The organism is Sphingobacterium bambusae (genome assembly GCF_033955345.1).
GTDB classification, from domain to species: domain Bacteria; phylum Bacteroidota; class Bacteroidia; order Sphingobacteriales; family Sphingobacteriaceae; genus Sphingobacterium; species Sphingobacterium bambusae.
Map to the genome: position 1 here is coordinate 4,517,889 of NZ_CP138332.1, position 25,288 is coordinate 4,543,176.

The 25,288-nt window shown below is 42.6% G+C and carries 22 protein-coding genes and 1 tRNA gene; 12 read left to right on the forward strand and 11 right to left on the reverse strand.

From position 1 onward, the window contains the following. Nucleotides 1-16: 16 nt before the first annotated feature. Together SCB77_RS18720 and queA are read right to left on the reverse strand one after the other, a co-directional pair. Nucleotides 17-208, reverse strand: a complete 192-nt coding sequence (locus SCB77_RS18720; RefSeq protein ID WP_320183524.1) for a hypothetical protein — start codon at nucleotides 206-208, stop codon at nucleotides 17-19. 292 nt (nucleotides 209-500) lie between these two features. Next, nucleotides 501-1,550 (reverse strand): tRNA preQ1(34) S-adenosylmethionine ribosyltransferase-isomerase QueA, encoded by a 1,050-nt coding sequence (gene queA, locus SCB77_RS18725; RefSeq protein WP_320183525.1) that lies wholly within the window; start codon nucleotides 1,548-1,550, stop codon nucleotides 501-503. Nucleotides 1,551-1,710: 160 nt separating this feature from the next. Between queA and SCB77_RS18730 the strand changes: the two genes are divergently transcribed. From SCB77_RS18730 to SCB77_RS18750, 5 genes are all read left to right on the forward strand, one after another. After that, on the forward strand, nucleotides 1,711-2,958 hold the full coding sequence (locus SCB77_RS18730) for an ABC transporter permease (protein WP_320183526.1): 1,248 nt from the start codon (nucleotides 1,711-1,713) through the stop codon (nucleotides 2,956-2,958). Nucleotides 2,959-3,074: 116 nt separating this feature from the next. Beyond that, the gene (locus tag SCB77_RS18735) at nucleotides 3,075-5,531 is read left to right on the forward strand and encodes a glycoside hydrolase family 31 protein (RefSeq protein WP_320183527.1); all 2,457 of its coding nucleotides are present in this window, start codon (nucleotides 3,075-3,077) and stop codon (nucleotides 5,529-5,531) included. A gap of 10 nt (nucleotides 5,532-5,541) precedes the next feature. Further along, nucleotides 5,542-7,446 carry a 1,4-alpha-glucan branching protein GlgB gene (gene glgB / locus SCB77_RS18740; RefSeq protein ID WP_320183528.1) on the forward strand — a complete coding sequence of 635 codons (1,905 nt, stop codon included), beginning with the start codon at nucleotides 5,542-5,544 and terminating at the stop codon, nucleotides 7,444-7,446. Nucleotide 7,447: 1 nt separating this feature from the next. Next, nucleotides 7,448-8,860 carry a glycogen synthase gene (locus SCB77_RS18745; RefSeq protein ID WP_320183529.1) on the forward strand — a complete coding sequence of 471 codons (1,413 nt, stop codon included), beginning with the start codon at nucleotides 7,448-7,450 and terminating at the stop codon, nucleotides 8,858-8,860. Nucleotides 8,861-8,869: 9 nt separating this feature from the next. Then, nucleotides 8,870-10,141 carry a glucose-1-phosphate adenylyltransferase gene (locus SCB77_RS18750; RefSeq protein WP_320183530.1) on the forward strand — a complete coding sequence of 424 codons (1,272 nt, stop codon included), beginning with the start codon at nucleotides 8,870-8,872 and terminating at the stop codon, nucleotides 10,139-10,141. A gap of 76 nt (nucleotides 10,142-10,217) precedes the next feature. Here the strand turns inward: SCB77_RS18750 and SCB77_RS18755 are convergent, their stop codons facing one another. The 4 genes from SCB77_RS18755 to SCB77_RS18770 all read right to left on the reverse strand — a co-directional run bounded on the left by SCB77_RS18755 (nucleotide 10,218) and on the right by SCB77_RS18770 (nucleotide 13,883). Continuing rightward, entirely contained in the window at nucleotides 10,218-11,423 is a 1,206-nt protein-coding gene (locus SCB77_RS18755) for a pyridoxal phosphate-dependent aminotransferase (protein WP_320183531.1), read from the reverse strand. Between the two features lie 235 nt (nucleotides 11,424-11,658). Next, nucleotides 11,659-12,453, reverse strand: coding sequence for a class I SAM-dependent methyltransferase (locus tag SCB77_RS18760; protein ID WP_320183532.1), 795 nt, complete (start codon nucleotides 12,451-12,453; stop codon nucleotides 11,659-11,661). 105 nt (nucleotides 12,454-12,558) lie between these two features. Then, nucleotides 12,559-13,356 carry a S1/P1 nuclease gene (locus tag SCB77_RS18765; RefSeq protein ID WP_320183533.1) on the reverse strand — a complete coding sequence of 266 codons (798 nt, stop codon included), beginning with the start codon at nucleotides 13,354-13,356 and terminating at the stop codon, nucleotides 12,559-12,561. Between the two features lie 59 nt (nucleotides 13,357-13,415). Continuing rightward, entirely contained in the window at nucleotides 13,416-13,883 is a 468-nt protein-coding gene (locus SCB77_RS18770; protein ID WP_320183534.1) for a DUF4268 domain-containing protein, read from the reverse strand. Between the two features lie 128 nt (nucleotides 13,884-14,011). Here SCB77_RS18770 and SCB77_RS18775 point away from each other — a divergent pair, with 128 nt between their 5' ends. Beyond that, on the forward strand, nucleotides 14,012-14,548 hold the full coding sequence (locus tag SCB77_RS18775; protein WP_320183535.1) for a lipocalin family protein: 537 nt from the start codon (nucleotides 14,012-14,014) through the stop codon (nucleotides 14,546-14,548). 103 nt (nucleotides 14,549-14,651) lie between these two features. On the opposite strand, the gene SCB77_RS18780 is transcribed toward SCB77_RS18775, so the two are convergent. Next, nucleotides 14,652-14,725 (reverse strand) — tRNA-Ala (locus SCB77_RS18780). Nucleotides 14,726-14,734: 9 nt separating this feature from the next. Then, nucleotides 14,735-15,040 carry a hypothetical protein gene (locus SCB77_RS18785; RefSeq protein WP_320183536.1) on the reverse strand — a complete coding sequence of 102 codons (306 nt, stop codon included), beginning with the start codon at nucleotides 15,038-15,040 and terminating at the stop codon, nucleotides 14,735-14,737. 199 nt (nucleotides 15,041-15,239) lie between these two features. Between SCB77_RS18785 and SCB77_RS18790 the strand changes: the two genes are divergently transcribed. After that, on the forward strand, nucleotides 15,240-16,652 hold the full coding sequence (locus SCB77_RS18790; RefSeq protein ID WP_320183537.1) for an alkaline phosphatase: 1,413 nt from the start codon (nucleotides 15,240-15,242) through the stop codon (nucleotides 16,650-16,652). Between the two features lie 123 nt (nucleotides 16,653-16,775). Here the strand turns inward: SCB77_RS18790 and SCB77_RS18795 are convergent, their stop codons facing one another. Further along, complete coding sequence (locus tag SCB77_RS18795) at nucleotides 16,776-17,156, reverse strand: single-stranded DNA-binding protein (protein WP_320183538.1); 381 nt, start codon at nucleotides 17,154-17,156, stop codon at nucleotides 16,776-16,778. 186 nt (nucleotides 17,157-17,342) lie between these two features. Here SCB77_RS18795 and SCB77_RS18800 point away from each other — a divergent pair, with 186 nt between their 5' ends. Beyond that, nucleotides 17,343-17,720, forward strand: a complete 378-nt coding sequence (locus tag SCB77_RS18800; protein ID WP_320183539.1) for a hypothetical protein — start codon at nucleotides 17,343-17,345, stop codon at nucleotides 17,718-17,720. Between the two features lie 204 nt (nucleotides 17,721-17,924). Next, nucleotides 17,925-18,557, forward strand: a complete 633-nt coding sequence (locus tag SCB77_RS18805; protein ID WP_320183540.1) for an NAD(P)H-dependent oxidoreductase — start codon at nucleotides 17,925-17,927, stop codon at nucleotides 18,555-18,557. A gap of 40 nt (nucleotides 18,558-18,597) precedes the next feature. On the opposite strand, the gene SCB77_RS18810 is transcribed toward SCB77_RS18805, so the two are convergent. Then, nucleotides 18,598-20,511, reverse strand: coding sequence for an ABC-F family ATP-binding cassette domain-containing protein (locus tag SCB77_RS18810; RefSeq protein ID WP_320183541.1), 1,914 nt, complete (start codon nucleotides 20,509-20,511; stop codon nucleotides 18,598-18,600). A 50-nt stretch (nucleotides 20,512-20,561) separates the two neighbouring features. On the opposite strand from SCB77_RS18810, the gene SCB77_RS18815 reads away from it, so the two are divergent. Next, on the forward strand, nucleotides 20,562-21,587 hold the full coding sequence (locus SCB77_RS18815; protein WP_320183542.1) for a quinone-dependent dihydroorotate dehydrogenase: 1,026 nt from the start codon (nucleotides 20,562-20,564) through the stop codon (nucleotides 21,585-21,587). A gap of 120 nt (nucleotides 21,588-21,707) precedes the next feature. Here the strand turns inward: SCB77_RS18815 and lysS are convergent, their stop codons facing one another. Beyond that, entirely contained in the window at nucleotides 21,708-23,426 is a 1,719-nt protein-coding gene (gene lysS, locus SCB77_RS18820) for a lysine--tRNA ligase (RefSeq protein WP_320183543.1), read from the reverse strand. A gap of 331 nt (nucleotides 23,427-23,757) precedes the next feature. Between lysS and SCB77_RS18825 the strand changes: the two genes are divergently transcribed. Next, nucleotides 23,758-24,006 (forward strand): type B 50S ribosomal protein L31, encoded by a 249-nt coding sequence (locus tag SCB77_RS18825; protein WP_320183544.1) that lies wholly within the window; start codon nucleotides 23,758-23,760, stop codon nucleotides 24,004-24,006. Nucleotides 24,007-24,084: 78 nt separating this feature from the next. Further along, nucleotides 24,085-25,284 carry a putative sugar nucleotidyl transferase gene (locus SCB77_RS18830; RefSeq protein ID WP_320183545.1) on the forward strand — a complete coding sequence of 400 codons (1,200 nt, stop codon included), beginning with the start codon at nucleotides 24,085-24,087 and terminating at the stop codon, nucleotides 25,282-25,284. The last annotated feature ends 4 nt before the right edge of the window (nucleotides 25,285-25,288 follow it).

Sequence of the window (25,288 nt, forward strand, 5' to 3'; positions counted from 1 at the left end):
GCTCTTGTAGCAGTGTTTAATTTTGAATGGTGGTTTGCTTCCCTCGGAAATAAAGGAAAACACCAAAGGCAAAGGTTGGGATGCTACCAAATAGGTAAAGTTGAGCGATAGAACCAGTATCACTATGGCCATGACTGCTGAATTGCGATAAACAAATAAATAGCATAATTATTCCGGCGATCATCATGAATTTTCCTGCGTTGCTCATCTTTAGTGTTTTATTTGAAGTGAATGTAAGCAATCTTAAGGGGTAATCAAATTCTTCAGTGTATGCTGATTGCAAGGCGCTCGTGTTTTAAGTTGATCCTACGTGTAATTTTTTTTTTAACGCCTTGATTCGTGTTTTTTGTTCTGTTTTCAGATTCGCATATAGAACTTTGAGCAATTTTGGTGTTTTCGACAGGTGTTTTTACCTGTTTTTACTTTATTGCCTTACTACTGTAACAAAAAAGGTTCCTATCAATTGACAGGAACCTTTTTTATATTTTTTTACCGATAAACTAGATGATCAACATCGCGTCACCGTAGGAATAAAATCTGTACTTTTCCTTAACAGCTACTTCATAAGCATTCATCGTGTTCTCGTATCCGGCGAAAGCGGCGATCATGACCAACAATGTTGATTCCGGTGTATGGAAGTTGGTGATCATAGAGTTGGCAATGCTAAAGTCGTAAGGAGGATAAATGAACTTACTTGTCCAGTCATTTGCCGCCTTTAGGTGTCTATCTGCCGATACGGAAGACTCAATGGCACGCATAGAAGTGGTTCCGACAGCACAGATACGTTTTTTAGCATCGATACCCTTGTTTACCACGCGGGCAGCTTCGTCTGAAATAATAAACTGCTCGGAGTCCATTTTGTGCTTAGTCAAGTCTTCTACTTCCACGGTACGGAATGTGCCCAAACCTACGTGCAGGGTTACTTCCGCGAAATCAACGCCTTTAAGCTCCAGCCTTTTCATCAACTCGCGAGAGAAGTGAAGTCCTGCGGTAGGTGCAGCAACAGCTCCTTCGTTTTTCGCATAAATTGTTTGGTAGCGAAATTTATCTTCTGGGGTAGCCTTGCGTTTAATGTATTTAGGAAGTGGTGTCTCACCAAGGATTTCGATGTTACGGCGGAACTCTTCGTCCGTTCCGTCAAACAAGAAACGAATAGTACGTCCACGGGAAGTTGTGTTGTCTACCACTTCAGCAACCAGTAGATCGTCGTCGCCAAAGTAAAGTTTGTTACCCACGCGGATTTTACGTGCTGGATCAACCAAAACGTCCCACAATCGTAACTCCTTGTTTAATTCTCTTAACAAGAACACCTCAATCGTTGCACCCGTTTTTTCCTTGTTACCGTACATGCGGGCAGGAAATACTTTGGTGTTATTCAATATCATGACGTCTTTATCATCGAAGTAATCTAAAACGTCCTTGAAAATTTTGTGTTCAATCTTTCCCGAGTCACGGTGCAAAACCATCAGGCGAGATTCATCCCGTTGTTCCGAAGGCTCCGATGCCAATAAAGATTCTGGTAGATTGAATTTAAACTGTGATAATTTCATCTTATGCTATGCTATGTTTTGTCCGTTGAAACCTTAAACAATCTGTGTGCAGAATGGTTTCAAAAAGCTTACAAAGTTAAGGATTATAAATCTAATATGTGCTATTGCTGCGGTTATTATTCGTTAGAATTCAATAAATCTGCTATATTTATACGCAGATATGTTTTTGGTTATCACGCTTCTGAAAGAAAGTTTTCTATTCGCGTTATCCGCGTTAAAGGATAACCGTACACGTACTCTTTTGTCCCTTTTGGGCGTGACAATCGGGATCATGACGATCATTGGCGTGCTCTCGGCTGTAGACACACTTCGGAGCAACCTCGAAGAGTCGGTTCGTAAGATCGGTAGCCGCACACTTTATATCGAAAAGTGGCCCTGGGACGGCGGTCCTGATTTTCCTTGGTGGAAGTATGTGAATCGGCCGGAGCCCAAATATGCGGATTTCGAAGCGGTGAAAGCGAGGATGACAACTGCCGAGGAGGTGGCTTATTCGATAAACATAGGAAATTCCACTGCGAAATATAAAAACAATTCGGCATCTAATATCAATGTCGTCGGTGCGACGCATGGTGTTTTGACTATAGGGAACCTCGATATTGTAGATGGACGCTATTTTTCTGAACAGGAGTCGCGCGCCGGCACGAATAGCGTGATCTTGGGAGCTACCATTGCTGAAGGTTTGTTTCCCGTGGAAGAGCCTGTTGGGAAATACATTTCACTCATGGGAAGGAAGCTGCAGGTGATCGGTGTCTTGAAGAGAGAGGGATCGGGGATGCTCATCGATGTATCCAATGATGATGTAGCGTATATTCCGTTCAGCCTAGCCCGAAACCTCGTAAATTACGAGAACTATTCCCCCAGTATCTCCATCGAAGTAAAGCCGCAGATTACTCTTGAGGAAGCCGAGAGTGAACTCACCGGTATCTTGCGCTCGGTGCGCCGTTTGCCGCCTGCGCGGGAAAACGATTTCTCGGTAAACAAAACTACCTTGATCACTGCGCAACTTGATCAAATGTTTGCCGTTATTAACCTCGCAGGATTTTGTATAGGCATATTTTCTATTCTCGTCGGTGGATTTGGTATTGCTAACATTATGTTTGTGAGCGTGCGGGAACGCACTAACCTAATCGGTATACAAAAAGCCCTAGGAGCAAAGCAATTTTTTATTCTTTCGCAGTTTTTAATCGAGAGTGTCGCTCTATGTCTCATTGGAGGGGCTGTGGGTTTGCTTTGTGTATATGGATTGGCTGCATTGGTACAGGCTGCACTCGATTTTAAAGTTGTAGTTAGCATGCAGATGGTGATTCTCACAACGGGTCTCTCTACCGTTATAGGCCTTGTAGCTGGTATTGTGCCAGCCATCAACGCGGCCAGCATGGACCCCGTAGAAGCTATCCGTAGCAAGTAATTCGATTTTTTACTACACTTTTCTTTTTTTATTGTGCGAAGGCTCTGCTTTCCTCAAAAAATGTTGTATTTTAATTCCGACAAATTGAAATGTGAACTGTAAATTAAGAGAAGATTATGGCAGAATTAGACAAAAAAGAAGAATTCGCATCAGAACTCCTAAATGAAGAATCCTTAGACAACATACACCACGTCAATAACCCTGTGCTTGATGTGCCCGCAGTGGAGAAAAAATATTTGGGCAAAGCTACCTCTTACTTGAAAGATGGCAATAAATTCATCTTTACGGATGGAAAGGCTAGCGTTGAGATTAAGGTGTTCTCCGATGAGATTATCCGGGTTCGCCTTGCTCCGCAAAGCTCTTTTTTGGATGATTTTTCCTACGCTATAAAGAAGGATTTGGATTTGCATCCCATTTCATTTGTGTTGGAGGAAACCGAAGAGGCTTATCTAGTAAAAACAAGTGTCGTTACTTGTCGCATACAAAAGGAAGATTTTTTGGTGTCGTTCGAGAATACCTATGGCAAAGTGATCAATGCTGATCATAAACCGATGCACTGGGAGGAAAATGTAGACTTTGGCGGATACTATGTTTATTGTACAAAGAGGACTGCTCCAGACGAAGCTTTTTTTGGTTTAGGTGACAAGTCATCCAACCTCAACCTGCGCGGACGACGTTTTAGCAATTGGAATTCCGACACCTATGGTTTTGGTTTCAATCAAGACCCCTTGTATAAAACGGTTCCGTTTTACATTGGTGTAACCGAAGGGGACGCCTACGGTATTTTCTTTGATAATACCTTCAAGACCTATTTTGATTTCGCTTCGGAGCGGAATGACCGCACCAGCTACTGGTCAGAAGGAGGCGAGATGCAGTATTACTATATTCATGGGCCGCAGATGATGGAGGTTGTTAAGCACTACCACGAGCTCACGGGCACCCACTTTATGCCACCACTATGGGCTATTGGTTATCATCAATGCCGCTGGAGTTACTATCCCGAAGCCAATGTACGCGAGGTCGCTACTCAGTTCCGTAAAAGGCAGATTCCTTGCGATGCGATTTACCTCGATATTGACTATATGGATGGCTACCGATGTTTTACCTGGAATAAGCGTTATTTCCCTGATCCAAAGAAAATGATTGCTGATTTGGCCGCTGATGGCTTCAAGACGGTAGTCATGATCGACCCCGGTATTAAGGTAGACGAGGACTACTGGGTATTTAAGGAAGGCAAAGAAAATCGATACTTCTGCCGTCGGGGCGACGACTACTTTATGGAGGGTTACGTTTGGCCAGGACGCTGTCAATTCCCGGATTATACAAATCCAAAAGTGCGCGAATGGTGGGGAACCTTGTACCGCGGGTTGGTAGAGGATGGTGTAGCTGGGGTGTGGAACGATATGAATGAGCCTGCCGTATTCGGACGGGGCACCTTTCCTGGAGATGTACGCCATTATTATGAAGGCTTTAGGGGATCTCACCGCAAAGCGCATAATATCTACGGAATGCAAATGGTACGTTCCACCTATGACGGTTTGAAAAAGCTGCAACGTAATAAGCGGCCATTTACAATTACCCGTGCAGCTTATGCAGGTACACAACGTTATTCTTCGGTGTGGACCGGCGATAATATCGCTACTTGGGAGCATTTGCGTATTGGTACTTTGCAGCTGCAACGTCTTTCTGTATCCGGTCTTTCTTTCTGTGGTACCGATATCGGTGGCTTTACAGGCGAACCTGATGGTGAGCTTTACACCCGCTGGATGCAGTTTGGTGTGTTTTCACCTTTCATGCGGGTGCATTCTGCTGGTGACACACGCGACCGTGAGCCATGGAGCTTCGGCCCGGAATGGGAAGCCATCTGTAAGAAATTTATCGAGCTGCGCTATAAATTACTGCCTTATATCTACAGCACCTTTTGGCGCCAGCATAAGTACAAAGAGCCTATTTTGCGTCCTATTGCCCTTATCGAACAACATAAAGCGCAAAATTTGTTGCGTGAAGAAGAGTTTGCTTTCGGTCATCACATCTTGGTCTCACCGGTACTTCACCCGGGTCAGCAGTCGAAAATTGTATACCTGCCGGAGGGTAATTGGTATGGTTATTTCGACAATATTTTATACGCAGGTGGTACCGAACATCAGGTAGATACCCCATTGGATGAAATGCCTATTTTTATTCGTGGTGGAAGTGTTATTCCGGAATATCCGGTGATGCAGTATACTGGTGAAAAGAACATAGACGCATTGCGACTTAATATTTACTATAATGAAGGCCGTCAAGATTCGGATATTTATATCGATCATGGGGATACATTTGCTTACGAGCAGAGTGTTTACAATGAGAAACACTTTATTGTGGAAGGAAAAAAAGATGGCTTGACTGTAACTCAAAATCAAGAAGGTCTGTATAACGAACGTTTCGATACCTATAAAATTTATTTCATCGGACTGCCATTTGCCGTGAACAAAATCGAGGTAGATGGTGTTATAATAAATACATCAATGGACGAAGATAACTCGCCTTATTTCGCCGTAGAGAAGGAATTTAGAAAGTTAACGATAGAATAATATAGCAATAATGAGCGAAACGGTAGTAGTTTATTCTTTATTTACGGAGTTTGATATCAGCCTGTTTCGGTCAGGAAAACATTTTAAGCTTTATGAGAAATTAGGTTCCCATGCCTGTCATGTGGACGGAAAGCAGGGTGTTCATTTTGCGGTATGGGCACCCAACGCACAATCCGTTTCGGTAACGGGCAATTTCAATGGTTGGAATCCACATAGTCATCAGTTGCATGTGCGTTGGGACAGTAGCGGTATTTGGGAAGGTTTTATTGAGGGACTAAATTTGGGTGAGGTCTACAAATATCACATCCATTCCAACACCGGCGAGCTGTTGGAAAAGGCAGATCCCTTTGCACTATACAATGAGATTGCACCCCGTACGGCTTCTTTCGTATCCAGCACTTGGTACCAATGGGACGATGAAAAGTGGATGAAGAATCGTCAAGAGGTAAATGCATTGGATAAGCCATTTTCGGTTTATGAGATGCACCTCGGTTCTTGGGCACGAGATCCTGAAGATCCCTTGCGTCTATTGAATTATCGCGAAATTGCGCAGAAATTGGTGCCTTATATCGTCGAGATGGAGTTTACTCACGTTGAGTTTATGCCTATCATGGAGCATCCCTATTATCCCTCTTGGGGCTACCAGATCACGGGTTATTTTGCCGCCTCTTCACGTTATGGCAGCGCACAAGATCTGATGTTTTTGATCGAAAGCCTCCATAAAAACGGTATCGGCGTATTGTTGGATTGGGTTCCCTCTCATTTTCCGGGCGATGCACACGGTCTATACCGCTTTGATGGATCCCATCTGTTCGAGCATGAGGATCCTAGAAAGGGCTACCATCCGGATTGGAAATCCTATATCTTTAATTATGGACGGAATGAAGTGCGCTCCTTCTTGATATCCAATGCTTTCTTTTGGCTAGATCGGTATCACATCGATGGCCTTCGTGTGGATGCTGTGGCTTCCATGTTGTATCTTGATTATTCCCGTGAAGAGGGACAATGGGAACCCAATGCTTTCGGTGGACGTGAAAATTTGGAAGCCGTCCATTTTCTTCAGGAATTTAATGAGGCTGTTTACAGCCACTTTCCGGACGTACAAACTATTGCCGAAGAATCTACTTCTTGGCCTGGTGTCAGTAAGCCGACCTTTGCCGGCGGATTGGGATTTGGGATGAAATGGATGATGGGCTGGATGCACGATACGCTTAATTATTTTAAAGAGGATCCTATCAATCGCAAGTACTACCATAATCAAATGACTTTCGCTACAGTTTACGGTTTTCACGAGAACTTTATGTTGCCCCTTTCACATGATGAGGTAGTGTATGGAAAACAGTCATTGATCTATAAAATGCCGGGAGATGAATGGCAAAAGTTTGCCAACTTGCGTGCGCTTTATTTGTACATGTATACGTTTATTGGTACAAAACTTTTGTTTATGGGAGGCGAGTTTGCACAAACATCCGAGTGGAACGTAAATCAGTCGTTGGATTGGCACCTTACGCAATATGCTCCACATCGGGGGATGCAGCGTTTCGTAAAGGCACTTAATAAGTTGTATCGAGGAGAACCGTCCTTGTACGAGAAAGGTTTTAGTACGGATGGTTTTGAATGGATCGAGCTGGGTGATCATACCAACAGCATTTTTGCGTTCTTACGGAAGGGACATGAGGAAGATAACGATATTTTGGTTGTTCTCAACTTGACACCTGTTGTTCGAGACTACCGTGTCGGCGTTCCGAAGGCGGGAAATTGGGAGGTAATTTTAAATTCGGACGATCTCGCATTTTACGGAAGTGGACTGGAACAGGAACAGGTGGCCTCTGATCGTATTTTTTGGATGAATAAGCCACATTCTATACAACTTATTTTGCCGCCATTGGCCGGCATAGTACTAAAAAGGATCTAACATGCATGTAATACATTTGAGTGTGGAATGTTTCCCGCTTGCGAAAGTAGGCGGATTGGCTGATGTTGTTGGTGCTCTACCGAGATATCAACGCAAACTAGGACTGGACGCTTGGGTGGTGTGTCCGTTTTTCGATAAAGCATTTACCAAGGAAAGGGTTTTTGGTACAATACATCAAGGGAGCTTCATGCAAGGAAACGAAAAATTGGATTATGAGGTGCTTAAAGAAGAAAGTGATCCGCTTGGATTTCCACTGTATCTGATTCGTATACCGGGGAAATTGGATAGGGAAGAGGTTTACTGTTATCCCGATGAGGCCGAACAATGGATTGCCTTTCAACATGCATTTTTGCATTGGATAACGGCGGCACAAATTGTTCCAGACGTAGTTAATTGCCATGACCATCATGTAGGCTTGATTCCATTTTTGATGAAACATGCGGTGGATTTTAATCATTTGTCTTCCGTAAAAACACTTTTTACCATTCATAACGGTCAGTACCAAGGCTGGATGCCTTGGAGTAAGGGTATTCTGCTTCCAGCATTTGATACTTGGCGGTGGGGTTTGTTGGATTGGGATGGTTTGATTAACCCATTCGCAGCAGCTGTAAAATGTTGCGATGCTTTTTCGACAGTGAGCGGCGGCTACTTGCAAGAGCTTTATCGCGATGCCAATGGGCTGGAAGATCTGATACAGTCGGAAAGCCAAAAAGGTTATGGTATTGTAAATGGTATCGACGACGAATATTGGAATCCAGAAATCGATACATTGATTGCAAAGCAATACAAGAAGTCTGCAGTTAAATCTGGTAAAAAGTCAAACAAGAAGGAATTTTGTGAGGAAGCTGGATTAGATGCTAATGTGCTGCTATTGGCCTTTATAGGTCGTTTTGCAATCGAAAAGGGAGCGGATTTATTACCTCATATTATCGAAAATATTTTTTCGAATTCTGATTATAAAGTCAGTATATTTATACTAGGATCCGGAGATGATGCCGTGCAGGCTGGTATAGCCGAGCTGCTGGATCGTTATCCGGGTCAATTGGCAACATTCTTTGGTTACAACGAAACCTTGGCACACCGCGTGTATGCAGCAGCAGATTTACTGCTAATGCCGTCGCGCGTGGAGCCTTGTGGTTTGAACCAGTTGTATGCCATGAAATACGGAACAATTCCCATCGTACGCGGTATTGGAGGGTTAAAAGATACCGTGATTGATGTAGAAGAGGAGGGAGGATATGGCTTCGTTTTTAGCGATGCCGATTCGCAATGCGCAGCTGAAGCGGTGCTGCGTGCATTGGAAGTGACGGCTGATCCCAACGCGCTGCAGAAGATTCGGCAACGCGAAATGTCGTTGGACTTTTCATGGGATAAATCAGCAAAAGAGTATATACAATTGTATGACCAGTTATAAGTTTTCGTTATGGCACATAAAGTAGTCTCCATCGTATTGGGAGGCGGACGTGGAACACGTCTATCCCCCTTGACAGAACAGCGTTCAAAGCCAGCTGTTCCTATTGCAGGAAAGTATCGTTTGGTCGATATACCGATCTCCAATTGCCTTAACTCGGGCTACAACAAAATTTTTGTGTTGACGCAATTCAATTCGGCCTCGCTGAACAAACACATTAAGAACTCTTACAATTTCAGTATTTTCAGTAAGGGCTTTGTTGATATCTTGGCCGCAGAGCAGACTATTGAAGGTGATCGTTGGTTTGAAGGAACCGCCGATGCCGTGAGACGTACCCAAAAGAATCTCCTCAATGTGGAGTATGAATATGTCCTTATTCTATCTGGCGATCAACTGTATCAGATGGACTATTCCGCCTTGATCGACTTCCATGTGGAGAATGGTAGTGATGTAACCATTGCTACGATTCCAGTTAATGCCAAAGATGCCACAGGTTTTGGTATCTTAAAAGCCAACGAAGAAAACGAAATTGTCTCTTTTACTGAGAAACCAGATAGCGTAGAGGTACTGAATTGGGCTTCAGAGGTATCGGAAGATATGGAGAGACAGGGACGTAGGTATTTGGCATCAATGGGGATTTATGTGTTTTCGAAAGGCATTTTAAAGAGTCTGTTGACCGATAACCCTGGTATGGATTTCGGTAAAGAAATTATTCCCGATGCCATTGATTCCAAAAAGGTACTGAGCTATCAATTTGATGGATATTGGACCGATATTGGGACCATTAAATCTTTTTTCGATGCTAACATCGGATTGACGGATGATGTGCCTGACTTTAACTTATTTAATGAAACGGTATTTACGCGCGCACGTATGTTGCCACCATCAAAAATATCCGGAACCACTTTAAATAATACGATTGTCTCCGATGGGTGCATTCTCAATGCTGATAAGTTGGAACGCTCGGTGATAGGTATCCGTTCACGCATCGGCCGAGGGACAGTAGTCAAAGCAACTTATATGATGGGAACGGATTATTATGAGCCTTTGGAAGAGGTGCTTGAACTTGGAAGTACGCAACAACCGCCTCCAGTAGGTGTGGGCGAGCGTTGTTACATCGAAAATGCCATTTTAGACAAGAACTGCCGTATTGGCAATGACGTTCGTATCAAAGGTGGTGCGCATCTTGCCGATGGCGACTTTGAAACGCATACTATTCAAGACGGTATCGTTGTGGTCAAAAAGAATGCGATTATACCGAATGGCGTAACCATTGGTTGTTAATCGCTGACTTGATATAGCAAAAAAGGTCTGTTACATGCGTGTAACAGACCTTTTTTTATAACTTATGTTCGGAAAACTACGCTAGCTTTCCTAAAGCTTCCTTCATTCTGCGCAAAGCCTCTTTCAAGTTATCGTCTGAAGCTGCGTAAGAAAGACGTATATAGTTGTTGTTTCCGAATGAGTCTCCACCCACAGTAGCAATATGGCCTTCATTTAAAAGGTATAGCGCTAAATCCGAAGAATCTTTAATAACATTGCCATTTGCATCTTTTTTGCCGAAGAATGAACTAATCTCCGGGAAGAAATAGAACGCGCCCTCAGGAAGGTTTGTCTTCACGCCAGGGATTGCATTTAATAAATCATACACCAGTTGGCGACGACGTAGAAATGCTTCCTTCATGGTTTGTACGCTGGCTAAGCCCTCGTTGTATGCGATTATACCTGCGCGTTGCGCTATCGAACAAGTTCCAGATGTTGTCTGTCCTTGTAACTTGTCATTAGCTGCCGCAATTTCTTTGTTTGCTGCAATATAGCCAAGACGCCATCCTGTCATCGCAAAAGCTTTGGAAAAGCCGTTCACAATAATCACACGTTCTTTGATGCTCTCAAATTGTGCAATGGATTCATGTTTGTCGACAAAGTTGATATGTTCGTAAATCTCGTCGGAAAGGATGAAAATATCGGGATATTTTTCAAAAACTTTCGCTAAACCTGCCAATTCCTCCTTGCTGTATACCGAACCTGTCGGATTACACGGAGAAGAGAACATAAACAATTTTGTTTTAGGCGTTATAGCTGCTTCCAATTGAGCAGGCGTGATCTTGAAGTCTGACTCGATATCGGTATTGATGAATACAGATTTTCCCTCTGCCAATACCACCATTTCGGAATATGAAACCCAGTAAGGCGTAGGGATAATGACTTCGTCCCCTGGATTGATTAAGGTCAAAATAACGTTGGAAAGCGACTGTTTTGCCCCTGTAGATACTACAATCTGGGAAGGTTCATACGTTAGGCCGTTTTCGTTTTTCAACTTGTCAACAATCGCTTGACGTAGCTCTGGATAGCCCGGTACTGGAGAGTAGCGGGTGAAATTATCGTCCAGCGCCTTTTTAGCCGCTTCCTTAACATTATCAGGTGTGTTAAAGTCGGGCTCACCCACACTTAAACTAATTACGTTGATGCCTTTGGCAGCCAACTCGCGACCAAGCTTTGTCATTTTAAGCGTCGCTGATTCGGATAGATTATTAATCCTATCTGATAAATATGATGTCGTACTCATGATATTACAAATATATTATATAAGCTGCATTTATCACACGGAAATGTTGATAAAAAAGAAACGCATGGCCATAATCTTAATAAAATTGCTAACAAGTTGGTTATTCTCTTATCGATGCAGGTTCTTGATTTTTAGTATGTCGAACTTTAGATCAGATTATTTTTAGCTGCTCGTCGTCACTATTATCGCATCGCGCTATCGCAAAGGCTGACGTGCGGAATAATGAACGGTACAGCTATTTGCTAGCTTGCAATGCATACACCATCGGAATTCGGTTGTTTAGATGATTGATTCGAAATTTATTAGGTTCAAACTCGATGGTGTTTCTAAAACAGTTGTAAGGCAAATAGTCGAATTCCTTAAATTCTTGAATATGTAAGCCCTGTTCCAGTAAACTGCTAAAGACTTCGCTCAAGTTATGGTTCCATGTCACATATTCTTGCTGAATGTCTGCATCTCTTTGGGCATATGTTCCCTGTTCAGTCTCTATAATTGGCCCTTCATTGGAATAGCTGTATCGTATCTCGCGAAATTCATCATCAAACATCCAGATAAAGGGATGAAATTCTACAAAAATAAATTTTCCCTTTGCTGTAAGAAAATGATAAATAATATTTGCCCATTTGCTGAGATCGGGCAACCATCCAATAGTTCCATAGCTGGTAAACACAATGTCAAAATCACCCGTCAAATGTTCGGTAAGGCTGTAAAGATCGCAACAAATGAAATTTACCTCCATGCCGCTTTGTTTAGCTATACTTTTAGCCTTTTCTATGGCTTTGTCGGAGAGATCAATTGCGGTAACAGAGGCGCCTAGCCGAGCTAATGAGATGCTGTCCTGACCGAAATGACATTGAAGATGTAATATTCGTTTGCCCGAAACATCGCCTAGCAAATCTAGTTCGATCGTATTCAGCGATGAGCGTCCGTCTAAGAAGCTAGCGATATCGTAAAAGGATGATTCAACATGCGTCTCCAGCCGGTTGTTCCAAGAGGATCGATTTATTTCGAGGTAATTCAGATGTTTCATTGTTTTCGGTCGTTGCGTTAGTCGATCTCAAATGTATGCATTATCGGCGATCGCCAAATAAAAACGCCCACATTTTTTTGTGGGCGTTTCTTATAGATGATATAACTAGCTACCGTATACTTCGTTCAGTTCCTTAGCCAAACGAATACCGGCCTTTAAGAGGCAATCTTCCATGGAGTATTTAAAGCGGTAGATGTATTCGTATCGTAAATTCGCATTCTTGGCGACATCATCGTAGATAACATTGGCCAATTGATGCGATTCATACAACCATTGCTCAAAGCTGCTGGAGGTGTACTGTTTGTAGTGCGCTGCATCATAAATGTCCAACACACGGGCATACTCTGTATAGCTGTATTTTTCATTATCCACTAGATCAGAGTCCCAAACACGGTGGATATTGGCTTTACGGCCGAAAAATTCCACTTCGATTTTGTTTCCTCCTAAATCTTCAGCGCGACTGACATGCATGGGCTGGTGGGCATCTGCCAACAAATGAATGAGAAAATAGAGGTTTTGTTGCTGCGCTTTCACATCCCCGCTCTTCTGTTTCGCTTCGTCTTTGATGCGCAAGTAAGACTTGTAGAGGTTTTCCGAAGGCGACGCTGCTAATGCCGCTGCAAATGCATCGTAGCTGAGGTTGCCCGCTGTATTGAGGAAATGTGCATTTCCTGTTCCATTTAAAGCGGGGTCGGGATCTGATTTGATGAAATCAGCCCAATTAGACCAATAGGCTAATTTTTGATTGCCGATAAGCTTATAGATGTTTTTCTTTGCTTTTTTGTTGAGGTGGTTCTCTGCAATTTCCGCGATCACGCGATGTCCCGTCATGCCCCATGCGGCAGCCCATTGATGTTGTAGGAAAAGGATACAGATAAAAGCAAGTCTTAAAAAATTCTTCATGCTAGTTGATTTTGAAACGTGGCACAAAGTTAAGGAAAGCAAGTCGATCCCAAGCTTTGTCACTTAAAAATTTCAAAGCCATACTTTGCCGTTGACCAAAATCGGTCTAGCGCGATAATCCTAGGCTTGAAAAAAGAGATTAGTGTAGGCCAATCCGCTTGGTTAAAAATAGATACTTTCTCGTCTATGAATCGACCAACACAGGCAATCTCTTTTCCGTAATTGTCTTCACGCAGCTCTATCCAATCCCACTCTTCTTCTTCTAGTTCGGCAAGTAGAACCGCTTTATAGGCCAACAATTGTTCATACATCAATGCGCGTATTCCGGCATCAGGATGTGTTATTTCTATCGCAATACGCGCTGTTTTGTTTTCTGCTTCCATCCGAAAATACAGATGTTTAATGCCAGTCTTGTAGTTGACCCAATTTATCTTTACACCCTCTTCATTGGGAACCAATACCATGAACTGACCAAAGCTGGTCCAAAACTTTTCCTTTAATTTTTTAGCTTCTGCTCTAGCGTACAAATTCTATCTCTTTTCTGTTTTAGCTTGGTCTTACCACGCTCAAGTCTCGTTTTGACCGTGGAAGCACCTCTTTCCAAAACTATCGATTTCTAGCCAAACTTTTGCATACCTTGTGCTGTTTACTAGGTATGATGGATCGTAAAAAATCATTGTTGTTGCTGACAGCGGTAGCTGCAGGAACGACGTTATATAATCTATTAAAGCCGGTAAAATCAAATACTCCCGTTGTGCAGGGCTTTAAGAAAGATCGTTATTTGGGGGAGTGGTACGAAATTGCGCGGTTAGATTTTTTCTGGGAAAAAAATCTGAAGAATGTAATGGCTTCGTATTCTTTAAATGATGATGGTACTATACAGGTGCTTAACCAAGGTTATGACTACGTGAAAGAAAAGAATAAACAAAGTCGTGGGAAGGCTATTTTCGTGCGTAATGAAGATGAAGGGGCACTCAAAGTCTCTTTTTTCGGGCCGTTCTATTCCGGATACAATGTGGTGATGCTTGATGAAGAGTATCAATATGCCTTGGTGTTTGGGCAGAATTTAGACTATATGTGGCTACTTTCTAGAGAAAAGACTATGCCAGAGGCAGTGAAGCAACAATATCTTGATTATGCTGAAAAGTGCGGTTATGCAATTGATAAATTGGTATGGACTGTTCAAGAGTAGGCAGGATATCATGTATCAATGGAGGATAATTTAGAGAAAAATTAAACGGGAATTTTATTATTGGGAAGTATAAAAAAAGCTTGGTGCATGCACCAAGCTTTTGTGGAGAATATCGGAGTCGAACCGATGACCTTTTGGCTGCCAGCCAAACGCTCTAGCCAGCTGAGCTAATCCCCCGCTCAAAAATCATCCAAATATAGGATTTAAAATGGAATAATCAATTGTAGAATCTGAAATTATCAGGCTAGCTATTTCTTGGAGATCATCGTTAGTGATACGGTTACTTATTCCTGCATTAAATGATCTACTGAGTATCAGTGCAATGTCAATCCTGTCGGTCTCCTTAATTAGATTGGAACCTTGGTAAAAATTTATTAAGGAAGTGGCAAAAATAATGAAGTTTTCTAGGGTGAACCCTTGTTTATGCTGTAAAATGAAGCGCATATATTTTTCAAAATCACTAATTGCCATGTCTTGTTGCTCTATTGTCATACTACAAAAATAGCTTTTTCATATATAAAAGCGATATGTAGGCGATACTTCATGACTTTACTGGTTTTCGTCCATAAGATTTTCAACTTTATGGTTAATCGTGAACAATTCTCGGTATCTTTTGTTTTATGTTTTAAAGCCAAGCTTAATACTGAGTTTACATGAACATCATATCTTTACCGACTCAAAACAAATTAAAATGAAGAAGACCGTATTATTTTTTTTCCTCTTGTTATTCGCTGTACAAGGACTTTTTGCGCAACAAAAGCCGAAATACATTTTTTTTCTTATTGGTGATGGCATGGGCCTTAACCAAATCAATCTTACGGAGGTTTTTCTCGCTGCGCAGGAAGATCGCAATACGGTGTTCCCTTTGGTATTTTCAACCTTTCCTTACGCCACATTCGCAACCTCTTATTCACTGTCTCATGGCGTTACGGATTCTGCCGCTGGTGGCACAGCACTTGCTGTGGGCAAGAAAACAAAAAATGGTGTGTTGGCCATGGATAGCACTGGGAAAGTATCTTACAAAAGCATCGCTTATGCAGCAAAGGAAGCTGGTTTGAAGGTAGGAATTACGACGTCAGTCAGTATAGACCACGCTACACCGGCATCGTTTTACGCAAAACAGCCCAACCGTGGCCGTTACTATGAAATAGGACTAGACCTCGCAGCATCAAATTTTGATTTCTTTGCCGGATCGGGCTTTTTGAGCCCAGATAAAAATTCGGAGAAGAAAGCAGCACCTTCTTTGTTCCCAAAATTTAAGGAGGCAGGATACAAACTTGCTTATGGTTTAGCGGATTACAACGCCGTTAAGGAGAAGTCGGACAAGATTATCTTGATGAATGTGAAAGGCTCGGAAAGCGATGCGTTGAAATATGCTATCGATCAAGAGCCCACGGATTTGACCTTAGAGCAAATTACATCGGCTGCGATTGAATCATTGACCAAGAACAATGAAAATGGATTTTTCTTGATGGTCGAAGGTGGTAAGATCGATTGGGCAGCGCATGCAAACGACGCAACGACAACCATTCGTGAGATGCTCGATTTTAATAAGGCCGTGAAGCGAGCTTATGAATTTTACAAACAGCATCCTGATGAAACACTTATTATTGTTACTGCAGATCATGAGACGGGTGGCATTGCCATTGGTAATGGAGGTAGTCGTTTGAATACGAAAATTCTAGCCAATCAACGGGTTTCTCAAGGCGAGTTATCCAAGCGCATCGCAGCTTTGAGAGGAACAAATAAAACGGCTAGTTGGGAAGAAGTAAAGGTTGTTTTGGATGAGAATCTAGGACTATTCAGCAAAATAAAAGTCGGTAAAGAAGACGAACAGCTGTTGATGGATATCTACCAAAAAAGTTTTGTACAACATGAGGAAGAGACTGCCAAGAGTTTATACGCGATAGATGATAAGATTGCGAGCGAAGCGGTTAAGATTTTAAATCGTGCCGGATCAATCAGTTGGGCTTCTGGGAATCATTCCGCTGCCTATATCCCAGTTTTCTCCGTTGGGGTGGGGGCGGATCGCTTTTCCCATAAAATGGAAAATACCGATATTCCTAAGAAATTAGCCGAAATTACAGGATTTGTAATCGAGTAAGCGCTTTCTAAACTATTGAAAAGCCCGCCCAGTTGACTAAGTCGACAGGCGGGACTTTCCCCCTCATTGATGTAACCGAAGTGTTTTTGCTAACCTACCTACAGCTCCAGCCCTAGGGCCTTATTATAGTTGTTCTTCCTCGTCAGGCAGCCCCATACTGCTTGATTTATTTGTGCTGTTGATGACCATGAATTGCAGCACGCGTATCTCACAGGATTGCCGCTTGATGGCATGCGTATCTACATATTCTTGATATACCAAAGAGCCTTGTATCAATAATCGAGTGCCTTTTTTAGATGTGCTCGATAGTTTTTCCGCATGCTTTCCCCAAAAGACCAGATTGTGCCAATACGTTGTCTCTTCCCATTCCCCCTTTGCATTTTTGAAGTATTCATTGGTGGCAAAGCGTATGTTGGCCACTTTGGTGCCTTGATTCGTTGTTTTTATCTCTGCGTCGGCCCCCAATCGACCTAACAGCTGAACGGAATTAACTAGTATACTCATCGTTTTGATTTTTTAATTGTGTTAATCTATTTTTTGTTATTAAATTTATACGCTATCTATTGTTGTTAATAAGTTAAAATAACGGATATTATTTTATATTAGTCGGTAGTTAACCAGTTATATACGTTTATAAACGATTATACGCGTTTAAAAACGTCTTTAATGCTCATTTTAAAAAATTGGATTATGGAGGAAAGATTTTGCCTACACTGTCGCGGCCGTGTGAGAGGTCGTTCGGATAAGAAATTCTGTAGCGAAAGCTGTCGGAATATGCACAATAATCAACTAAACAGCACTGCAAATGCGATCATAAGGAACGTGAATATCATCTTGCGTAAAAATAGACGTTTGCTGGGAATGTTTTTGGGAGATGAAGAACGCTTGGTGATTTCTCGGGAGAGCATGTTGTTGAAAGGTTTTAATTTCGAATACTTTACCAAACGCTTTGTTGACAATGACGGATACACCTACTTTTTCGTTTATGAATATGGTTACTTCGCTCTTTCAGCGGAAGAATTTGTTATTGTCAAAGACCCCGCGCTAGACGAAGGGGAGCTTGATTGAAAGAGGAACCCCATTTCGTTTTCTTCGGATAGTCAGTATTGATCGGAATCTTTTAATGTCAGTTCGGTGTCCTTTTGTGCTACCGTAAATGTTTTGTATTGCGAGCTAGGTAGTTTGTCGCGATATTTGTTGTTACAACAGTTGATCTGTTCCTTTATACAAAATAGGAACAGAGATTTATATAGATATAAAAAGAACAAAGTAATGACGTTGATCGATAATTTAAATTGGAGGCATGCTACAAAAGCATATGATCCTACAAAAAAGGTAAGTCAAGAAAATATAGGGAAGATTGTAGAAGCGGCACGGTTGGCGCCAACTTCTTCGGGGTTGCAGCCGTTCCGCATTGCTGTGGTCGCGGATCAGGCCATTAAAGATCAACTTGCAGAAGGCGCATTCAATCCAGAGTGTATGCGTGAATGTTCACATGTGCTGGTATTCGCTGCTTGGGATGAGTATACCGATGAACGGATTGATGCGATCTATAATAAAACAACCGATGACAGGGATCTGCCTCGCGGACGTTTCGATCGCTACACCGATATGATTAAAGGACTTTATGCTTCGCAAACAAAGGAGGATCATGTTATTCATGCGGCTAAACAGGCCTATATCGCCTTTGGATTGGCATTGGCGCAAGCTGCTGAGCTTCGCATCGATTCTACTCCAGCAGAGGGATTTGACAATGCTGTGGTTGATCGTGTGCTCGATCTGCCGGGGCAGGGCTTGCGAAGTGTGCTTGTTTTGTATGTTGGCTACCGCGATGCCGAACGCGATTGGTTGGCGCCGATGAAAAAAGTACGAAATGAAACGGCAGAATTCGTGTTGAACTATTAAGAATAGGCAAGAACAAAAAAGGAGCAAAGCTCCTTTTTTGTTATCCCTCTAGAGCCATAATCTCTTCAGCCAACTTTTCCCAATCTAGCTGTAGCTTTTCGAAGCTTGCTTTGTATGAATTGTACGCCCGAGTTGCCTCTTGCAGCCTGCTTGCATCCGAATAGATTTCTTCTTTCGCAAGATGAAGTTCCAACTCTTTAAGCTGTTGTTCTCCTTCCACAATTTTCTGTTCAAGTACGGCGAGTTCTTTGTTCTTGCGACTTAACAAGCGGGTGTTGTCTTCAGACGGAACTGCTTTTTCTTTTTTCGGCTCGTCTTTGGTAATTTTTTTCTCCGCCTTTGGTTCTGTCTTCACGACACGCTTGGCATTCCATATTTCATATTCCTCATAGGTGCCGGGATATTCTTTGATCTCTTTATCTTCGATAAACCAAATTTTGTTGGCTACATGGTCTAGAAAGTAACGGTCGTGGGACACCACAATCAGCGTGCCTTCATATTGCTGTAAGGCCTGTATTAAGATGTTCACTGAGGCCATATCCAAGTGGTTGGTCGGCTCATCTAGGACCAAAAAATTCGCATCTGCAGTTAAGGCTTTAGCTAAAGCAACTCTAGACTTTTCCCCACCGGATAGCACTTTGATCTTTTTGAAGACATCATCGCCGGTAAAAAGGAAACAACCCAATATGGAACGAAGCTCTGTCTCTGTATGTTTAGGAGCAAAGGCTATCAATTCCTGCAAAAGATTGTTCTCGAGATGCAACGCTTCCAGTTGATGCTGCGCGAAAAAGGTCTGCGATACATTGTGCCCTTTGGTGCTGCTACCTTTGTATTCCTGGTCTGCATCGGCCACAATACGTAATAGCGTGGACTTTCCTTTACCGTTTGCGCCTATCAATGCAATCTTGTCGCCTTTCTCAATAATGGCGCCCGTATCTTGAAGGATCTCCAAGTTAGGGTAGGATTTTGATACATGCTCTAGCGTGACGACATGCCTGCCCGATGGCTTGGAGAATTTAAAGCTAAAGTTAACGGCGGGATTGTCATCATCCACGTCGTCAATTTTTTCCATACGATCCAATGCTTTGATACGCGATTGCACCATTTTCGCTTTGCTAGCTTTCGCACGGAAGCGCTCGATAAGTTTTTCTTCTTGCTTTATCTTTGCTTGCTGATTTTTGAATTGGTTGCTTTGTATCTCTTCGCGAAGCGATTTTTCCTCTATATAAAAGGAGTAGTTTCCTGCGTAAACAGTTAATTTACCTTTACGTGATTCCACCGTCTTATTGATGATGCGATCTAAGAAATATCTATCGTGCGATACGATGACAATAGCACCTTCAAAGGCCTGTAAATAATTTTCCAACCACTTGATGGACGGAAGGTCCAAGTGGTTGGTAGGCTCATCAAGAAGGAGAATATCAGGTGTTTGCAAAAGAATGCGTGCCAACATAACGCGCATGCGCCAGCCTCCAGAGAAGGTTGCTAATGGGCGTTGTTGTTCTTCTTCGGAGAATCCGAGGCCGGCAAGGATCTCATGGGCACGGAACTCGATATTGTAGCCATCTAACGCGTCAAACTCCATTTGCTTGTCGCTTAATTTGTTCAGGATCTCATCAGAATAATCGGTTTCCAGCTTCTGCAATAAGATCTCGATCTCTGCATGCAATTGATTTTGCCGTTCAAAAGCCTCCATGGCTACATGAAGGATGCTCTTCTCGGAATGATAAGACAGCAAGTCTTGGTTGAGGTATCCAATTTTGAGATCTTTGGCCATGGAAATGCTGCCCGAGGTAGGGGAGTAGTCGCCCACGATCAATTTTAGCAAGGTGGATTTTCCAGCGCCATTTGCGCCAATTAATCCTGCTTTATCTCCGGGTTTTATATGCCAATTGGCCTCGTCATACAAAGCGCGAGAACCAATTTCGAATGTTAAATTGTTAATTGATATCATTTGCTACAAAAGTAATGATTATTTCTGCTTGTTTGGCTACCTTTGCATATATGTATAAACTCGTCAAACCTTTATTCTTTTCCATGAATCCCGAGCTGGCTCACCATCAAGTGACTGGCGGATTAAGCAAGTTTACCAAAGTGTGGGGGGCGAAATCCCTTCTCAAATCGATTTACACGGTGGAAGATAAACGTTTGGAGAGAGAGGTCTTTGGTCTTAAATTTAAGAATCCCGTGGGACTTGCTGCTGGGTTTGATAAAAATGCAGAATATATAGAGGAGATGGCCGGATTGGGCTTTGGCTTTATCGAGATAGGGACCGTGACGCCGCGTCCACAGCCCGGTAATGATAAACCTCGTATGTTTCGTTTGGTTGCAGATGAAGCCTTAATTAATCGTATGGGCTTCAATAACCAAGGTGCGGATGTTGCCGCAGGTCGTTTGCAAAAATTGGCAGATAGGAAAGATTTAATCATCGGTGGGAATATCGGTAAAAATAAGGTGACGCCCAACGAAGATGCCGTAAACGATTATGTATACTGTTTTAATGCTTTATTTGCCTACGTGGATTATTTTGTCGTGAACGTAAGTTCACCGAATACGCCTGGTTTGCGGGATCTACAGGAAAAGGAACCGTTGAAACATATCTTAAACACATTGCAGCAACTCAATGTGGAAAAGCCTGCTCCTAAGCCGATCCTACTCAAGATAGCACCGGATTTGACCAATTCGCAGTTGGACGATATTGTAGAGATCGTAACGGAAACCAAAATCGCTGGCGTGATCGCAACCAATACGACGATCGCTAGGGAAGGCTTGCAAAGCCCAGCTAGCGTAGTGAATGAAATGGGTGGAGTTAGTGGTCGACCGTTGACAAAGCGATCAACGGAAGTGATCCGATATTTAGCGGAAAAATCGAATCACACATTCCCAATTATTGGTGTGGGCGGGATACATTCTGCGGAAGATGCAATCGAAAAGTTGGAAGCAGGTGCCAGCCTAGTGCAGCTGTATACCGGGTTTATTTATGAAGGACCTGCTTTGGTCAGCAAAATATGTAAAGGATTGCTACGCTAGATATAGCGTATTAGAAAATAGTAGAGACAGCGCAAGACGCTGTCTTTTTGTTTTGAGTCAAAAAAAAGCGACCAAACTTTCGTTTGATCGCCACTGTTATGGTTTGTTTTAGATAGGTGATTAATCAAACCAAGTCAAGACATCTTCTTTGCTAGGCATCGAGATATCTAGTTTCATCTTTTTGCGTAATCCGCCCAAATCATTGAACACTTTATTGGGATTTGCTTCTTTTAGCAATTCGATCGTTGTTAATCCCATTTTCTGCAAGACAGGAACCCACTCTGCGGGAATACCCTGTGCCGTATAGTCATCTACAGACGCTACTTTTGCAACTTTTTCAGGACGCATCTGTGGGAAGAACAATACTTCTTGGATAGACGCATTGTTCGTCAGGAACATGATTAAGCGATCCATTCCTATACCCAAACCGGACGTAGGAGGCATGCCATATTCTAGTGCGCGCAGGAAATCCTGATCGATAAACATGGCTTCATCATCGCCTTTTTCCGACAAGCGTAACTGATCTTCAAAACGCTCACGTTGATCGATCGGGTCATTTAGCTCGGAGTAGGCATTAGCAATTTCCTTACCGCAAACCATCAATTCAAAGCGTTCGGTCAATTCCGGGTTGTCTCGGTGTTTTTTCGTTAGTGGCGACATCTCGATGGGGTAGTCGGTGATAAAAGTAGGCTGTATATAGTTGCCCTCACATTTTTCGCCAAAAATTTCATCGATTAACTTGCCTTTGCCCATGGTGTCATTAACCTCAATACCCATTCCTTTGGCAGCCTCTCGAATCTGATCTTCGGTTTTACCGCTGATATCAAAGCCGGTGAAGTCTAAAATGGATTGAGCCATAGTTACCCGTTTGTAAGGAGCCTTGAAATCAATATTATGTTCGCCGAAGGTTGCTTTGGTGGAGCCATTTACTGCGACGGCACATTTCTCCAACAGCTGTTCGGTGAAGTTCATCATCCAGTTATAGTCTTTGTAGGCTACGTAAATTTCCATGGCCGTAAACTCTGGATTATGCGTTCTATCCATTCCCTCGTTGCGGAAGTTTTTGGAAAACTCGTAAACCCCCTCAAAGCCACCAACGATCAAACGCTTTAGATAAAGCTCGTTGGCGATACGTAAATATAGGGGTATATCAAGCGCATTGTGGTGCGTGATGAAAGGGCGTGCCGTAGCTCCTCCTGGAATGGATTGTAAAACCGGTGTTTCTACTTCCATGTAGCCGGCATCATTGAAAAAATCGCGCATCGCTGTGAAGAGCTTATTACGCTTGATAAAAATATCGCGATTTTGCGGGTTGACGATTAAGTCGACATAACGCATACGATACCTTTGTTCTGGATCAGTAAAGGCATCGAATGTTTTCCCATCGGCTTCTTTAACAATAGGCAATGGGCGCAGCGATTTGGTCAAGATTGTTAACTTCTCGACGTGAATAGAGATCTCTCCGGTTTGTGTTGTAAACACATAGCCTTCCACACCGACAATGTCACCAATGTCTAAAAGTTTTTTAAATACCGTGTTATAGAGCGTCTTGTCTTCGTCAGGACATAGGTCGTCACGTTTCACGTAGGCCTGTACGCGACCTGTAGCATCTTGCAGCTCCATAAAAGAAGCACTCCCCATAACACGACGGCTCATGATACGGCCTGCAATACGGATGCTCTTATAGTTTAATTTATCTCGTTCGTAGTTTGCTAAAATGTCTGCCGCAGTGACGTTTACTTCAAATTCATCGGCAGGATAAGGGTTGATGCCCAAATCAAGAATAGCTTGAAGGTTCAGTCTGCGCTGTTGTTCCTGTTCGGATAATACAGTACTCATGTATTAATATTTAAAATGCTAGATAAGAACGCAAAAATAACAAAAAAAGCCAATTGTACATCGATGGAAGCCTAAAAAAGCAGCGGTATGTATATTACAGAGCTTGTAGTTCGAGCTTGTCGCTGTCCTAGTAGGATATGACGAGGCTTGTAGGTCGTGGTTTTGGTTGTTGTGTAGATTGTTCTTTTTTAGGAAAAACCGTAACTTAGCGCAATCTTAAAAAGCATAGGTGCATAAAATGTGTATTGTGGATAATTATTATTTTGTTTTTTCTGAAAATATAAATTATCTTTGCACCTCAATTGTTGAATATACGTAATCATAACATAAAATGAAAAAAGATTTGCATCCATCAAACTACAGATTAGTGGTTTTCAAAGATATGTCTAATGACTATGCTTTCTTAACTAAATCATGTGTAGACACGAAAGAATCGATTACTTGGGAAGATGGTAATGAATATCCATTAGTGAAATTAGAGATTTCTCATACTTCACACCCATTCTATACAGGTAAGATGAAATTGGTTGATACGGCAGGACGTATCGATAAATTCCGTAGCCGTTACAACAAGAAGTAATTTCTCGCTTCGGTACACACAACTTTATCCCGTTAAGTTCGCTTATCGGGATTTTTTTATATAATTTTATCGCCAACTATGTTGGAAGTTGTATTACATGATCATGCTGCATGGCGAGAGCATTTGCTGCCTTTGGTTTATACTCGTCCAGTAAGTGACCTCCGTGTCGGCATTCTTACCCTCCGGGAAAAGTGGGAACACTTGCTTTCCCAACCGGTTTCTTTCTATACTGTTCCGTATCTTCAGCAAAAATTTCCGTTTTCTTTAGCCGCTTCCGGTTATCTTGTTGTTCGTGGTAATGTGCTTCCTTCTAGTAGCCTGATGGACGCAATTACGACTTTGCCTCTACAAAGCGTGTTAACGAAAGATGGCGAATGGATTGCCTATAAGGTAGCGGTATGGGCGGAAGAACCTGATGTTTCTGCATTGCATGAGATCCGCTTTATGGATGCAGCGAAGCAGCTGACTTTTCTAGAGGATGTTTATCGCTTAAACGAAGAGCAAATTCTCGCTGACTTTGATTTACTGACAAGAGATCGCTCATCGGCGGTATTGCCTGGGGCAAATACGCTTTTGGGAGACCGTTTGTTTGTGGGGCAGCATGCTGAAATCAACTGTAGCATACTGAATACGACAACAGGGCCTATCTATATTGCTGACGGTGCCATTATTGAAGAGGGATCTATCTTGCGTGGCCCTATTGCCATCTGTGAAGGCGCAAGGGTGAAGATGGGAAGTAAGCTTTACCCGAATGTAACGGTTGGGCCTGGCGCTACGATTGGGGGAGAAGTAAACAATAGTGTGTTGTGGGGAAATTGTGCGAAGGGACATGACGGTTACCTAGGCTGCGCTGTTATTGGCGAAGGTTGTAATATTGGCGCTGGTAGCAGCAACTCGAACCTGCAGAATACGTGGTCATCCGTTAAACTATATGATTATGCCGAGGATACGATGCGTGATACGGAACGTGCCAAGGTGGGTACTTTCATGGGAGACTATGCTATGTGTGGTATCAATTCCAGTATCACCACGGGTAATGTGATTGGGGTGGCAGCACAGGTTGCAATGTCAAATATTATTCCCAAATTTGTGCTGGACTTTTCTTGGTTTACGGATAATAAAAAAGAAATTTACCATTTTAATAAGTTTGTGGAAATGTTGCGTGAACGGGCTAAATTGAAAAAAGAACATCTATCGGATCTGGATATCCAAATTTTACGACAAGTTTATGATTTGACGGAAATCCGGAGACAGGAATATTTTAAAACAGAAAAATAAGACT